General features: G+C 74.3%; 14 protein-coding genes. 7 read left to right on the plus strand and 7 right to left on the minus strand.

Annotated elements, in window-relative coordinates; all coding sequences use genetic code 11:
* Positions 1 to 26 precede the first annotated feature (26 nt).
* Genes EV384_RS06345 through EV384_RS06355 form a run of 3 tightly spaced genes read left to right on the plus strand, consistent with a single transcriptional unit; the run spans position 27 to position 2,181 of the window.
* Positions 27 to 533 (plus strand): DUF2231 domain-containing protein, encoded by a 507-nt coding sequence (locus EV384_RS06345; protein ID WP_130331001.1) that lies wholly within the window; start codon positions 27 to 29, stop codon positions 531 to 533.
* A complete protein-coding gene (locus EV384_RS06350; protein WP_130331003.1) occupies positions 530 to 1,066 on the plus strand; it encodes an Hsp20/alpha crystallin family protein in 537 nt (178 codons plus the stop codon). The genes EV384_RS06345 and EV384_RS06350 overlap by 4 nt, the downstream gene beginning before the upstream one ends.
* Before the next feature lie 8 nt (positions 1,067 to 1,074).
* Positions 1,075 to 2,181 (plus strand): glycosyltransferase family 9 protein, encoded by a 1,107-nt coding sequence (locus tag EV384_RS06355; RefSeq protein WP_130331005.1) that lies wholly within the window; start codon positions 1,075 to 1,077, stop codon positions 2,179 to 2,181.
* Positions 2,182 to 2,189: 8 nt separating this feature from the next.
* Here EV384_RS06355 and EV384_RS06360 read toward each other — a convergent pair whose 3' ends face one another.
* Together EV384_RS06360 and rfaE2 are read right to left on the minus strand one after the other, a co-directional pair.
* A complete protein-coding gene (locus EV384_RS06360) occupies positions 2,190 to 3,068 on the minus strand; it encodes a glycosyltransferase family A protein (protein ID WP_130331007.1) in 879 nt (292 codons plus the stop codon).
* On the minus strand, positions 3,065 to 4,975 hold the full coding sequence (rfaE2, locus tag EV384_RS06365) for a D-glycero-beta-D-manno-heptose 1-phosphate adenylyltransferase (protein WP_130331008.1): 1,911 nt from the start codon (positions 4,973 to 4,975) through the stop codon (positions 3,065 to 3,067). Before rfaE2 ends, EV384_RS06360 begins: the two co-directional genes overlap by 4 nt.
* Before the next feature lie 163 nt (positions 4,976 to 5,138).
* Here rfaE2 and EV384_RS06370 point away from each other — a divergent pair, with 163 nt between their 5' ends.
* Positions 5,139 to 5,687, plus strand: a complete 549-nt coding sequence (locus tag EV384_RS06370; protein WP_130331009.1) for a type 1 glutamine amidotransferase domain-containing protein — start codon at positions 5,139 to 5,141, stop codon at positions 5,685 to 5,687.
* A gap of 58 nt (positions 5,688 to 5,745) precedes the next feature.
* The gene (locus tag EV384_RS06375) at positions 5,746 to 7,422 is read left to right on the plus strand and encodes an MDR family MFS transporter (protein ID WP_130331010.1); all 1,677 of its coding nucleotides are present in this window, start codon (positions 5,746 to 5,748) and stop codon (positions 7,420 to 7,422) included.
* A gap of 29 nt (positions 7,423 to 7,451) precedes the next feature.
* Here the strand turns inward: EV384_RS06375 and EV384_RS06380 are convergent, their stop codons facing one another.
* Positions 7,452 to 7,943 carry an NUDIX domain-containing protein gene (locus tag EV384_RS06380; RefSeq protein WP_130331011.1) on the minus strand — a complete coding sequence of 164 codons (492 nt, stop codon included), beginning with the start codon at positions 7,941 to 7,943 and terminating at the stop codon, positions 7,452 to 7,454.
* Between the two features lie 98 nt (positions 7,944 to 8,041).
* On the opposite strand from EV384_RS06380, the gene EV384_RS06385 reads away from it, so the two are divergent.
* Positions 8,042 to 9,676 carry a fatty acid--CoA ligase gene (locus tag EV384_RS06385; RefSeq protein ID WP_207232560.1) on the plus strand — a complete coding sequence of 545 codons (1,635 nt, stop codon included), beginning with the start codon at positions 8,042 to 8,044 and terminating at the stop codon, positions 9,674 to 9,676.
* Positions 9,677 to 9,861: 185 nt separating this feature from the next.
* On the opposite strand, the gene EV384_RS06390 is transcribed toward EV384_RS06385, so the two are convergent.
* Entirely contained in the window at positions 9,862 to 10,875 is a 1,014-nt protein-coding gene (locus EV384_RS06390) for an NADPH:quinone reductase (protein WP_130331013.1), read from the minus strand.
* A gap of 123 nt (positions 10,876 to 10,998) precedes the next feature.
* Between EV384_RS06390 and EV384_RS34705 the strand changes: the two genes are divergently transcribed.
* Entirely contained in the window at positions 10,999 to 11,154 is a 156-nt protein-coding gene (locus tag EV384_RS34705; RefSeq protein ID WP_165439883.1) for a hypothetical protein, read from the plus strand.
* Positions 11,155 to 11,182: 28 nt separating this feature from the next.
* Here EV384_RS34705 and EV384_RS06395 read toward each other — a convergent pair whose 3' ends face one another.
* Genes EV384_RS06395 through EV384_RS06405 form a run of 3 tightly spaced genes read right to left on the minus strand, consistent with a single transcriptional unit; the run spans position 11,183 to position 13,022 of the window.
* Positions 11,183 to 11,836 (minus strand): HAD family hydrolase, encoded by a 654-nt coding sequence (locus EV384_RS06395; protein WP_130331015.1) that lies wholly within the window; start codon positions 11,834 to 11,836, stop codon positions 11,183 to 11,185.
* Between the two features lie 49 nt (positions 11,837 to 11,885).
* Positions 11,886 to 12,146 (minus strand): YciI family protein, encoded by a 261-nt coding sequence (locus EV384_RS06400; RefSeq protein ID WP_130331017.1) that lies wholly within the window; start codon positions 12,144 to 12,146, stop codon positions 11,886 to 11,888.
* 45 nt (positions 12,147 to 12,191) lie between these two features.
* Positions 12,192 to 13,022 (minus strand): SCO6745 family protein, encoded by an 831-nt coding sequence (locus EV384_RS06405; RefSeq protein WP_130340293.1) that lies wholly within the window; start codon positions 13,020 to 13,022, stop codon positions 12,192 to 12,194.
* Between the last annotated feature and the right edge of the window lie 66 nt (positions 13,023 to 13,088).

Raw genomic sequence — 13,088 nt, forward strand, 5'->3', positions numbered from 1 at the left:
GCCCGGACGCGACCGATGGAGGCCCCATGGAGAGCCGACTGAAGGTGCTCGGTCACCCCGTGCACCCGATGCTGGTGATGTTCCCGGTGGCGCTCCTGGTCACCGCGGTGATCTTCGACGTGGTCGACACCGTCGGCGGGCCCGACTTCCTCGGCGAGGTGGCGTACTGGAACATCACCGTCGGCCTGGTCGGCGGCCTGCTCGCCGCGGCGGCCGGGACGGTCGACCTGCTCGCCCTCCCCACCGGCACCCGGGCCAAGCGGGTGGGTCTCACCCACGCCGCCGCCAACGTCGCGGTGATCCTGCTCTTCGCCGCGGTGTGGGTGGTCCGGCTCAACGCCGACTCCCGCGCCGCCGGCGGCGCCCTCATCGCCATCGAGGTGGTGGCGGTGGCGATCCTCGGCATCAGCGCCTGGCTCGGTGGTGAGCTGGTCGACCGGCTCGGCGTCGGGGTCGACCCGCAAGCCGACCTGAACGCCCCGAGCTCGCTGCGACCCCCCACGGCCAACCAGCGGATCGGAGACGTGCGATGACGGAACAGCCGAGCGGCCGGGGCTGGCGCGGCCGGCAACAGGGGTGGGACCCGATGGGCGAGCTGCAGTCGCTGCGTTCCGAGCTGAGCCGCCTGGTCGGCGGCCGGTCCGGCCCGCCCGAGGTCGAGCTGACCGAGACCGCCGACGGGTGGGAGGTCGTCGTCCGGCTGCCCGGCGTGGCGCCGGAGGAGGTGGCCGTCGAGCTGGACGACCGGGAACTCTGCGTCCGGGCCCGCTCGGAGGCCGAGGTCAACGCCGACCAGGGCATCCCCGGCGGCTTCGAGACGCGCGGCTTCGAGTACCGGGTCGACCTGCCGGCCCGGGTGGACCCCGACCGGATCGACGCGGTGATGGACCACGGCCTGCTCCGGGTCCGACTGCCCCGGGCGTCCCGGCCCGCGCCGCGCACCATCACCGTCGGGCGCACCGGCTCCCGGCCCGCCCGCACCGGTACGACCACCCTGGCCGACCCGGCCGCGGACCGGGAGATGCACCACCCGGACACCACGGTCGACGAGATCGACCGGCTGTAGCGGCGCGCGTGGACGCCCCGTCCCTGCTCGGGCCGGTCGGCGAGCGGGTGCCCGACGTCCAGCGGATCGCCGTGCTGCGGGCCAACGCGCTCGGCGACTTCATCTTCACCCTGCCCGCGCTGGAGGCGCTGCGGGCCGCGTACCCGTCGGCGGAGATCGTGCTGCTCGGCGCGCCCTGGCACGCGACGCTCTGGCGCGACCGGCCCGGCCCGGTGGACCGGGTGCTGGTGGTCCCGCCCGCGCCCGGCATCCGCGACCCCGCCCCCGACGAGGCCGGTCCCGCCATGGACGACTTCCTCGCCGCGGCCCGCGAGGAGCGCTTCGACCTGGCGTTGCAGCTGCACGGCGGCGGCGGCAACTCCAACCCCGTCGTCGCCGCGCTGGGCGCCCGGGTCACCGCCGGCCTGCGCGCCGAGGACGCCCCGCCGCTGGACCGCTGGATCCGGTACGTCTACTACCAGCACGAGGTGATCCGCTACCTGGAGGTCGTCGGCCTGGTCGGGGCGCCGGCCACCACGATCATCCCGGCCCTCACGGTGACCGACGCGGACCGGGCGGAGGCCCGGCAGGTGCTCGGCGAGCCGGGGCTGCCCCGGGTGGCGCTGCACCCGGGGGCCACCGACACCCGGCGGCGCTGGCCGCCGGAGCGCTTCGGCGAGGTCGCCCGCGCCCTGGTCGGCGACGGGTACGAGGTGCTGGTCACCGGCACGCCGGCCGAGCGCGAGGTGGTCGAGGCGGTGGTCGCGGCGGCCGGGGTGCCGGTGCGCCCGCAGGTCGGCACGCTCAGCCTCGGCGGGCTGGCCGCCTGCTACGCGGGCTGCGCGCTGATGGTCTCCAACGACACCGGTCCGCTGCACCTGGCCGCCGCGGTCGGCGCCCCGACCGTGGGCGTCTACTGGATCGGCAACCTGATCAACGGAGCCACCCCGCTGCGCGCCCGGCACCGGCCGATCGCCTCCTGGACGACCCACTGCCCGGTCTGCGGCGTCGACTGCACCCCCGGGATCTACCCGCACCGCCCCGGCGACGGCGACTGCCCGCACCGGGACTCCTTCGTCGCCGACGTGCCCTCGGTCGAGGTGGTCGAGGCGGCCCGCGATCTGCTCGGCGGCTGACCGGGCGCTCAGGCGGGCTGCGGGGTGTCGGACTCGGTGAGGACGACCTCCCACGCCTCCACGTCCCGCTCGGTCACCGTGGTCGGCGACTCCAGGTGGTACGCGCCGCTGGGCAGGACGCCCGCGCCGCCGTGCCGGGCCATCACCGCGAGCTGCGCGGCGACGTCCTCGCCCTGGTGCCGCTCGTGCAGCCGGCGCCAGAACTCGAAGCCGCCGGCGTCGACCAGCTTGGCCCGGTCGTAGAGCACGCACCCGCCGATCCAGGAGATCTTGTACGCGCGCCACGCGCCCGCCGGCAGCCGCAGCTTCTCGGTGATGTGCAGCAGGTTCGCCGCCGGGTGGATCCGCGCCCGGTCCCAGGCCGGGGTGCCGGGGCGTACCCGCTCGGGGGTCGGGGCGTCCTGCCACTCCTCGTAGTGCCCGTGCGTCTCCGGCCGCACGTCGTCGACGTAGGACAGGCCGTGCACGGCGTTGCCGACGAAACCGCAGCCCAGCTCGCGGATCGCGGTGACCAGCCGGGACAACGTGCCCGGCTCCAGCCAGACGTCGTCGTCGAGGCAGAGGACGTACCGGGCGACGGACCGGTCCAGCAGGTAGGCGCGGTGTTCGGCCAGGCCGCGCCGGGGCAGCCGGCGGGTCAGCAGTACCGGGTGGCCCCGGTGGCGGAGCGCCCGGACCATGGTCGTTGCCGCCGGATCGAGGTACGCCGGCTCGCCGTCGGACTGGTCGCTGACCACCACCCCGAAGTCCGGTACGCCCTCCTGGGCGGCCAGCCCGGCGAGGGTGACCGCCAGCTCGGCCGGGCGGTTGCGGGTCGGGATCAGCACGTCGAGCTGCCGCTGCCGGCGGAACTCCGCGGGCGTGCCGGGGTCGAGCGGTCGGTTCACGTCGGCCTGCCGGGCGCGCCGTCGGTGACGGTCGAGGGGCGCGGCGCGGCGCCGTTGCCGGCGACGGCCTGCGCCCGGATCCGGTCGATGATCGCCGAGGTGGACCGGTCCGGCACGTAGCCGAGGGTGCGCACCTGGCCGCCCAGCCGGCGGACCAGCGGCGCCTCCGGGACCATCTCCGGCGGGTAGTCGCCGCCCTTGACGTAGACGTCGGGGCGGACCGCCTCGATCAGCGGCGCCGGGGAGTCCTCCTCGAAGACCACCACGTGGTCGACGCACTCCAGGGCGGCGAGCAGCATGGTCCGGTCCTCGACCGGGTTCACCGGCCGGTCCGGCCCCTTGAGCCGGCGTACGCTGCCGTCCGAGTTGACCGCCACGACCAGCAGGTCGCCGAGCGTGCGGGCCTGGGTCAGGTAGCGGACGTGCCCCGGGTGCAGCACGTCGAAGCAGCCGTTGGTGAAGACCACCGAGCGGCCGGAGCGGCGGTGGTCCTCGACGATCGAGGCCAGCTCGTCGGCGTCGACCACGGCCGGGTGGCCGGTCTCGTCCGGCCCGGTGCCCAGCGCCTCCAGCAGGTCCCCCCGCCGGCACACGCAGGTGCCGGTGTCGGAGACCGTGATGGTCGCGGCGAGCTGGGCGAGCTGGGCGGCGGTGGGCAGCGTCGCGTCGGCCGCCAGCGCCAGCGTCATCGCCGCCAGGTACGCGTCCCCGGCGCCGACCGCGTGGCTGGCCGGTACCGGGGTGCTGTGGCTGCGCCGGGGCTCCCCGTCGGCCCCGCCGACCACCGCGCCCTCGGTGTCCAGGGTCACCGCCACCACGTCGGCGCCGGTGTGCGCGCGCAGCTCGGCCAGGCGCGACTCGGCGAGCACCGCCCGGTCGACCCCCTCGCCGGCCGCCGCGTTCACGGTGACGCCGGTGCCGGTCACGCTGAGCCCGTCGCCGGTCATCGCCACCCGGTCCTCGCCGGGCGTCGGCTCCCCGGTCGGCCCGCCGCCCGGGTGGAGACCCGGGCCGGCTCCGGCCGGGCCGAAGTTGGCGCCCCGGCCCGCCGCGGGCGGGTGCAGGTCCGCCGACCCGGCCGGGCGTTCGCCCGCCCCGCCGGGGGCCGCGCCGACGCTGAGCTCGGAGGGGCCGTCCGCCGGGTCGGCGACCGGGTGGTCGAGGTGCAGGTCGGGGCCGGCGTGCCCGCGGGTCGCGGGGCGCGGGTCGGCGTTGAAGCCGGCCGCGGCGCGGGCCAGCAGCCGGGCCGCCTCGGCGAAGCTCGGGGTCACCACCGTCGGGTTGAGGCCGCGCCAGTCGGCCAGGTCGTGCGCGTCGAGGGCCACCGTGGCGTAGCCGTCCCGGTTGGCGACCAGCCAGGCGCGTACCGCCGCCGGCAGCGCGCCCAGGCCGTAGTCGCAGACCACCAGCGTCGGCGGTTGACCGCCCGCGGCGGCCTTCAGCTCCTCGGTCGCGCAGTCGAGCGCGGTCAGCAGCCGCGCCACGCCGTCGTCCTCGAGCGCGTCCTCCGGGTCGCCGGAGTCCTCGCGCAGCAGGATCTGGTTCCCGGCGAGCATCCGCCGCTTCACCGGGGTCGGCCGGCCGGGCTGGTTGACCGTCCGGTCCCAGACGCCCGCGCGGTCGAGGCAGTCGTGCAGTTCGTCGCCGGCCACGTCGGCGCCGACCGGGGCCACCAGCACGGCCCGGCCGCCGAGGGTGGCGACGTTGACCGCGGTGTTCGCCGCCCCGCCGGCCGCGGAGATGCGCCGCCGCAGGGTGAGGACCGGGGCGGGCGCCTCGCGGCAGAGCCGCTCGGACTCCGCGAACCGCCACTCGTCCAGCATGGCGTCGCCGACGACCAGCACGGGACGCCCCTGCCAGCCCGCCACGACGGTGGCGAGCCGGCGCTCTTCCGCTGCTGCTGCCATGCCTTCCGGGGTCCCCCCAGGCCGGTCGGTCAAACCTGGGTCGCGCGCCGCCGGGCGGGAACCACGCATCGTCGACCCGCCGTGCGCCGGGACACCCGTTGGGTCGCGTTTCGGGCATCCGGGCCCGGGAAGGGATTCCTGGTACCCCGAGAGGAGAACCGAAATGGCAGCGACACTTCAGGGCAAGCGGATCGCCTTCCTGGCCGCCGACGGCGTGGAGGAGGTCGAGTACGTCAAGCCGCGCGAGGCGGTCGAGAACGTCGGCGCCCGGGTCGAGCTCGTCTCGCTCAAGTCGGGTTCGATCCAGTCCTTCAACCACCTCGACCACGGCAAGGCGTACGACGTGGACGTGACGGCGGCCGAGGCGGACGCCGGGGCGTACGACGCGCTGGTGCTGCCCGGTGGGGTGGCCAACCCGGACTTCCTGCGTACCGACGCGGACGCGGTCCGGTTCGTGCGGGCGTTCTTCGACGCCGGCAAGCCGGTCGGCGTGATCTGCCACGGCCCGTGGACGTTGATCGAGGCGGACGTGGTGCGCGGTCGCCGGTTGACCTCTTGGCCCAGTCTGCGCACCGACCTGACCAACGCCGGCGCCAGCTGGGTGGACGAGCAGGTGGTGACCGACAACGGGCTGGTCAGCAGCCGCAAGCCCGACGACCTGGCCGCCTTCTGCGGCAAGATCGTCGAGGAGTTCGCCGAGGGCCGGCACTGACCTGCCGATTTCCCCCGCCGTCCGGGCATGTTCCGGGAGGCGGGGGGGAGAAGGCGGGATGACCACGGAAGCTCACGCTCGGCCGGTGCTGCACGCCCGCCAGATCCGCCTGCTGATGTTCGGCCTGATGACCGGGATGCTGCTGGCCGCGCTGGACCAGACCATCGTCGGTACGGCGTTGCCCACCATCGTCGGCGAGCTGGGCGGGATCAACCACTACTCGTGGGTGGTGACCGCGTACCTGCTCGCCTCCACCGCCTCGACCCCGCTGTACGGCAAGATGGCCGACCTGTACGGGCGTCGTCCGGTCTTCCTCTTCTCGATCGGCACCTTCCTGCTGGGCTCGCTGCTGGCCGGCCTGTCGCAGGACATGACCCAGCTGATCGTCACCCGGGGCGTGCAGGGGCTGGGCGCGGGTGGCCTGATGACGCTGGCGTTCACCATCATCTCGGACGTGGTGTCGCCCCGGGAGCGCGGCCGCTACCAGGGGCTCTTCGGCGCGGTCTTCGGGGTGTCGTCGGTGGCCGGGCCGTTGGTCGGTGGGTACTTCGCGGAGACCAACTGGCGCTGGATCTTCTACATCAACGTGCCGCTGGCGATCCTGGCGATCGTGGTCTGCTACCACGTCATGCGGCTGATCCCGTTCGAGCGGCGGGAGCACGCCATCGACTGGCTCGGCGCGGCGCTGCTGGTCGCCGGGGTGAGCTGCCTGCTGCTCGCGCTGAGCTGGGGTGGCAGCCAGTACGCCTGGGACTCGGGCGTGATCATCGGGCTCTTCGTGGCCGGCGCGGTGCTCGGCGTGCTCTTCGTGCTCCAGGAGGCCCGGGTCGCCGAGCCGATCCTGCCGCTGCGGCTGTTCCGCACCGCCACGTTCGCGCTGGCCAACTCGGCGGGTTTCGTGCTCGGTCTGGTGATGTTCGGGTCGATCATCTTCATCCCGCTCTACCTGCAGATCGTCAAGGGCGCCTCGCCGACCCGCAGCGGTCTGCTGATGCTGCCGATGATGGCGGGCATCATCATCACCTCGGTGCTGACCGGCCGGGCGATGAGCCGGATCGGGCGGTACAAGTGGTTCCCGGTGGTGGGATCGGCGGTGCTGCTCACCGGCATGCTGCTCTTCACCCGGCTGCAGGTGGACACGTCGCTCTGGGTGGCGTTCGGGTTCATGGTGGTGATCGGCGTCGGGCTGGGCCTCTGCATGCAGTCGCTGATCCTGGCCGTGCAGAACGCGGTGGACGTCCGGGACCTGGGGGCCGGCACCTCGTCGGCGACGTTCTTCCGGTCGCTGGGCGGGTCGTTCGGGGTGGCCATCCTCGGCGCGGTGCTGTCGTCGCAGCTCACCAAGCACCTCGCCGACCGGCTGCCGGCGGCGATCGCGCAGCTTCCGCCGGACCAGCGGGCCGCGGTGGCGGCCAGCGGCGGCGCCGACATCTCGATCAACGACCCGGCGACCATCCTCGCCCTGCCCGGCCCGGTCCGCGCCGCGATCCAGGCCTCGTTCGTCGACTCGCTGCACCTGGTCTTCCTGACCACCGGGCTGATCGCCATCCTGGCCGTGCTGGTCACCCTGGCCCTGCCCGACCAGCAGCTGCGCGGCACCGGCCCGGAGGGCGCCACCGGCGGCGCCGACCCGCTCGGCGGCAAGGCCGCCGCCCCCGGCGGCAAGCCGCTGACCAGGGAGTCCCGGGAGGAAGCCGCCGCCGAGATGGAGGCCAAGTCCCAGACCATGCTGTGACCCGCCGGCCAACCCGGCCGGGGCTGGGGTTACTTCAGGATGAGGCGGTTGGTCTGTTCGAAGACGTCCAGGTCGGCGAGGGTCTCCGTGACGCTGGCGGAGAGCGGGGCGGGGAGCTCGTCCGGGTGGAAGAAGCCGGCGTCGTTGGTCTCGTCGGTGATCCTGAGCAGCTCGCCGTCCCACTCGTCGACCCGGAACGCGGTGGTGAAGATCTGGTACCTGTGGCCGTACATGTTGGTGTGGGTGCGGTCCGGGCCGGTGTAGAGGGCGAACGCGCTGACCCGCAGGGCGCGCAGCCCGGTCTCCTCGCGTACCTCGCGGACGGCGCAGTCGGCGATCGACTCACCCAGCTCCATGGCGCCGGCCGGCAGCGCCCACTGGCCGTTGTCCGAGCGCTGGATCAGCAGCACCCGGGCGGCGTTGTCGCGGACCACCGCGCGGGCGCCGACGAACATCAGGGTGCGGTCACCGGCCAGGGCGCGGAGCTGCCCCACGTACGAATCGGCCCAGGAGATGCTCACCCGGACAATTTACGGCGGTTCGTCGAGGCCGACCGGTTTTCCAGGGTTCCCAAGGTGTGACCGCCGACACTAGCTTGTTACCCATGCGTAGCACGATGATGGACGCCCCTCTCCAGGTCGCCCGGATCCTCGAACACGGCTCCACCGTGCACGGCACGGCGGAGGTCGTGACCTGGACCGGCGGCGAGCCCCGACGGATGTCGTACGCGGAGGTCGGGCGGACCGCCGCCCGGCTGGCCCACGCGCTGCGCGACGAGTGCGGGGTGACCGGTGACGAGCGGGTCGCCACGTTCATGTGGAACAACAACGAGCACCTGGTGGCGTACTTCGCCGTGCCCAGCATGGGCGCGGTGTTGCACACCCTCAACATCCGGCTCTTCCCCGACCAGGTCGTCTACATCGCCAACCATGCCGAGGACCGGGTGGTGCTGGTCGACTCGACGCTGATCCCGCTGCTCGCCCGGGTGATCGGCGAGCTGACCACGGTGCGGCACGTGGTGGTGGTAGGCGGCGGTGACCCGGCGCCGCTGGTGGCCGCGGCCGGCGACCGGATCGCCGTGCACCACTGGGACGCGCTGCTGGCCGACCGGCCGGAGACGTACGACTGGCCGGAGGTGGACGAGCGCGACGCCGCCGCCCTCTGCTACACCTCCGGGACCACCGGCAACCCCAAGGGCGTCGCCTACTCGCACCGTTCGATGTACCTGCACTCACTGCAGATCTGCATGCCGGAGGGCTTCGGTCTCGGGCCGACCGACCGCGAGCTGGCCATCGTGCCGATGTTCCACGCGATGTCGTGGGGGCTGCCCTACGCGGCGTTCCTCTCCGGCGCGTCGCTGATCATGCCGGACCGGTTCCTCCAGGCCGCCCCGATCGCCGAGATGATCGCCGCCGAGCGGCCCACCCTGGCCGGCGCGGTGCCGACCATCTGGACCGACCTGCTGGCGTACCTGGACAGCCACGACGTGGACACCTCCTCGCTCAAGGAGGTGATCGTCGGCGGTTCGGCCTGCCCGCCGGCGCTGATGCACGCCTTCCACGAGCGGCACCACATCGACGTCATCCACGCCTGGGGGATGACCGAGATGTCGCCGCTCGGCTCGGTCTCCCGGCCGCCGGCCGGCGCGATCGGCGACGAGGCCTGGCGCTACCGGTACACGCAGGGCCGGGTGCCGGCCGGGGTCGCCGCGCGGATCGTCGGCCCGCTGGGCGAGCCGCTGCCCGCCGACGGGACCTCCGTCGGCGAGCTGGAGGTCCGCGGGCCGTGGGTGACCGCCCGGTACATCGGGGACGAGGCGCCGGACGAGGAGAAGTTCCGCGACGGCTGGCTGCGTACCGGCGACGTCGGCACGCTCTCGCCGGACGGCTACATCACCCTCAGCGACCGGGCCAAGGACGTGATCAAGTCGGGCGGGGAGTGGATCTCCTCGGTCGAGCTGGAGAACGCCCTGATGGCGCACCCGGCGGTGCTGGAGGCGTGCGTGGTGGGCGTGCCGGACGCGCGCTGGGACGAGCGGCCGCTGGCGACCGTGGTGGTCCGGGAGGGCGCGTCGGTGACGGCCGAGGAGCTGCGTGACTTCCTGGCGAAGTCGGTGGCCCGCTGGCAGTTGCCCGAGCGGTGGGCGTTCATCGACGCGGTGCCGAAGACCAGCGTCGGCAAGTTCGACAAGAAGGTGGTCCGCTCCCGGTACGCCGACGGGGGCTTGGAGGTGCGCGAACTGACCGCGCCGTAACACTTTCCGGCGTACCGTCGCCTGCACGGGTAGGGACGTGATTCGCAGAGAAGGCATCCCTCCCCAGGGGCGGCCCCGGCGTTCGCACCGCGCCGGGGCCGCCCGTCCTTGGGGCGACCCGCAGAACAATTGTCGCGAAACTTGTTCGCCTCTGTCTCGATGACGGAGAAATCCGTTTCGTGGTCCTACGTCTCGCTCGTGGTGATGAGCACCTTGCCGACCACGGAGCCCTCGACCGCCTTGTGGGCCGCCGCCGTCGCCCCCAGCGAGTAGTGGTGCAGCGGCAGGCCGGCCTCCTCGCCCACCCGGATCGCGCCCTGGGCCGCCGCCGCCGACACGTCCACCACCGCCTGCGCCTTGGCGGCCGTCGGCGCGGTGTAGATCAGGACGAACTGCCACCGCGCGTTCGGCATCATCAGCGGCCGGATCGGCAGGGTCACCTCCGCGCCGCCGTCGTCGGCGTACACGCAGACCGCGCCGCCGCTCCGGAGGAGCTGGACGTCGTCGGCGGCGTTGCGCGCGGCGGAGACCTCGACGATGGTGTGCACCCCGTCGGGGACGATCTTGCGGACCTCCTCGACCACGTCCTGCTCCCGGTAGTTGATCACATGGGAGGCGCCGGCCGCCGCCGCGAGCTGCGCCTTCTCCGGGCTGCTCACCGTGGTGATGACGCAGGCGTCCGCCCACCGGGCGAGCTGGATCGCCGCGTTGCCCACCGCGCCCGCCCCGCCCTGCACCAGCACCACGTGGTCGCTGAGCGCGCCCGCGTGCAGCCGGTCCGGCATGAACTCGCCGGCGGTCAGGCAGCGGTGCGCCGTCATGAACGGGATGCCCAGCGCGGCCCCCACGTCGAAGGAGGCGTCGCCGAGGAGTGCCGCGTGCCGGACCGGCACCACGGTGTACTCGGCGGCGGTGCCCCAGGGGCGCTGCCAGGCCGCCTCCCAGATCCAGACCCGCTCGCCGATCAGGTTCTGGTCGACCCCCTCGCCGACCGCCTCGACCACCCCGGCGCCGTCCTGGTCGGGGATCTGCCAGCCGCCCGCCACCGGCCAGGTGCGCCGGGCCTTCCAGTCCGTCGGGTTCACCCCCGACACGGCCATCCGCACCAGCACCTCGCCGGGGGCCGGCTCCGGTATCGGCCGGTCGACGAGCTGGAGCACCGAGGCGTCCCCGTTGCGTTCGTACACGATCGCCTTCATCGCCGTCTCCTCCCCGCCGGACGCCGGCACCGCGGCCTGCCGTACCCGGACGATCCCTGATCATTCCGATCCGGCCCGACCCGGAAACCGTACAACCAGGTAGTCGGCGGCAGGAGGGGTTACATGCGGGACGTACCGGTGGTGGAGCGGTCGCCTGCCCCGACGTGGGCCGCGACGGAGGCCGGCGGCCAGGAGCGGCCCGCGGACGAGCCGGTCCGGCCGCCCGACCCGGCGCCCCGGCGGTTCCTGCCGAGGTCCAGCCGGAGCCGGGCGGTCTGAGCGCGGTCTCTCGGGTGTCAGGCGCGGTTCAGCCGAGCCGCTCCACGACCTCCGGGGTGAGCGCGTCGACCGAGGGCAGCAGCACGGCCGCGAGTGCCGCCGCGTCCGGGTCCAGCGGGTAGGAGCCGTGCGGGATCGCCACCACCCGCATGCCGGCGGCGGCCGCGGAGCGTACCCCGTTCGAGGAGTCCTCGACCGCCACGCAGCGGGTCGGGTCGACGCCGAGCCGCGCGGCGACGGCGAGCCAGACGTCCGGCGCCGGCTTGCCCCGGGCGGTCTCCTCGGTGGACAGCGTCGCGCCGAAGGCGTCGGCCAGGCCGGTGGCGGCCAGCGCCGCCGCGATCAGCCGGGTGGGGGAGGAGCTGGCCAGCCCCAGCCGCCACCGCGCGGCCATCCGGCGGACCACCGCGTCGGCGTCGTCGATCAGCGGTACGCGCTCCGCGTACCGCCGGGTCATCTCCGCGATCACCTCGGTGGCGACCAGCTCGGGACTCCGGTCGACGCCCAGCTCGTCGCTGAGGTAGGCGGCCCACTCGCCGGTGCTCATCCCCATCAGCCGGCGCTGGGTGTCGGACTGCCAGGTGCCGCCGTGCGCGGCCACGTACGCCCGCCGGACCTCTTCCCAGACCGGCTCGGAGTCCACGATCACGCCGTCCAGGTCGAAGAGCACCGCGTCCACCATGAGCCCATCCTGCCCGAACCGGCGACTGCCCTCCCGGCGGCGGGTCGGCTCAGGTCAGGAAGGGCGCCCACTCCCGGATCTTGACGATCTCGACGCCGGGCGTGGTGTAGTACGGGTCGGCGGCCAGCAGCCGGTCCAGTGCCGGCCGGTCCGGCACGTCGAAGACCAGCACGGCGCCCGAGTCGTCGGCGAGCGGCCCGGAGATCCGTACCTTGCCCTCGGCGTGCAGGGCGGTGATCCGCTCCCGGTGGGCCGATCGGGCGGCGAACCGCTCCGGTGCGTCGGTGAAGGCGAGTTCCACGATCCACATGCCGGGGACGCTACGCCCTCCGGCGCCCGGTGGACCGGCCGGTGGTCAGCTCGGCCGGGCTGCGGACAGGCCGATCGGGCTCTGCCTCGGGATGATGGTGCGGCAGCGGCGGGCGATCGGTTCGAGCAGTTCGCGCAGCCGCTCCGTACGCTCGGCGCCGAGCGCCCGCCACGGGCCGGCGGCGGCCCGGTCGGTGGCCTCCTCGACCGCGCGGAACGCCTCGCTGCCGTACGCGGTCGGCTCCCACTCGGCGGTCAGCCAGCCGCGGGCCACCAGCCGCTCCTCGGCGGCGGCCCACTCCTCGTCGGTCCACCCCCGGGCCGGCTGGTGGAACTCCCGGGACTGGTCGACCCGGCAGCGCCAGGCCAGCACCTCGACCGGGTCCAGCCCGGTGGTGACCAGGGCGGCGACGTGCCCGTCGCCCCGGTTCTCGCGCAGCGTGGTGGCCGCCTGCCAGAGCCGGGCCAGCGGGTACTCGCCGGCCGGCAGGGCGGCGTTGACCGCGCCGAGCACCCGGCCGGCGGTCTCCACCTGCCCGGCGGCCGCCTCCAGCAGCTCGGCGGCCTCGACGAGATGGGCTTCCGGCAGCTCGTAGGTGAACTCGGCGAGTGCCTGGACGGCGCCGGTGAGCCGGGCCCGGAGCGCCTCCTCCGGGGTGGCCAGCCGCCACACCGAGGGCAGCGCCCGGGCGACCATCCGGGGCGCGAAGCTGAAGAACGCGGCGATCACCGGCGGGGCGGGCGTCGGGCCGAGCGGGGCGGCCCGGCCGGCGAAGTAGCCCCGCCAGTAGCCGCGCAGCCCGACCGCCTCGTACGCGGCCCGGGCGCGCGGGTGGAAGTAGGTCACCGCGTGGACCGGCTCGAAGTGCGTCCACATCACCCGGGCCAGCCCGGGATCCTCCAGCGCCGCCACGTGCACCTCCCCGTCGGTGGCAAGTCACCG

It is taken from the genome of Micromonospora kangleipakensis (assembly GCF_004217615.1).
In the GTDB taxonomy this organism is placed as follows: domain Bacteria; phylum Actinomycetota; class Actinomycetes; order Mycobacteriales; family Micromonosporaceae; genus Micromonospora; species Micromonospora kangleipakensis.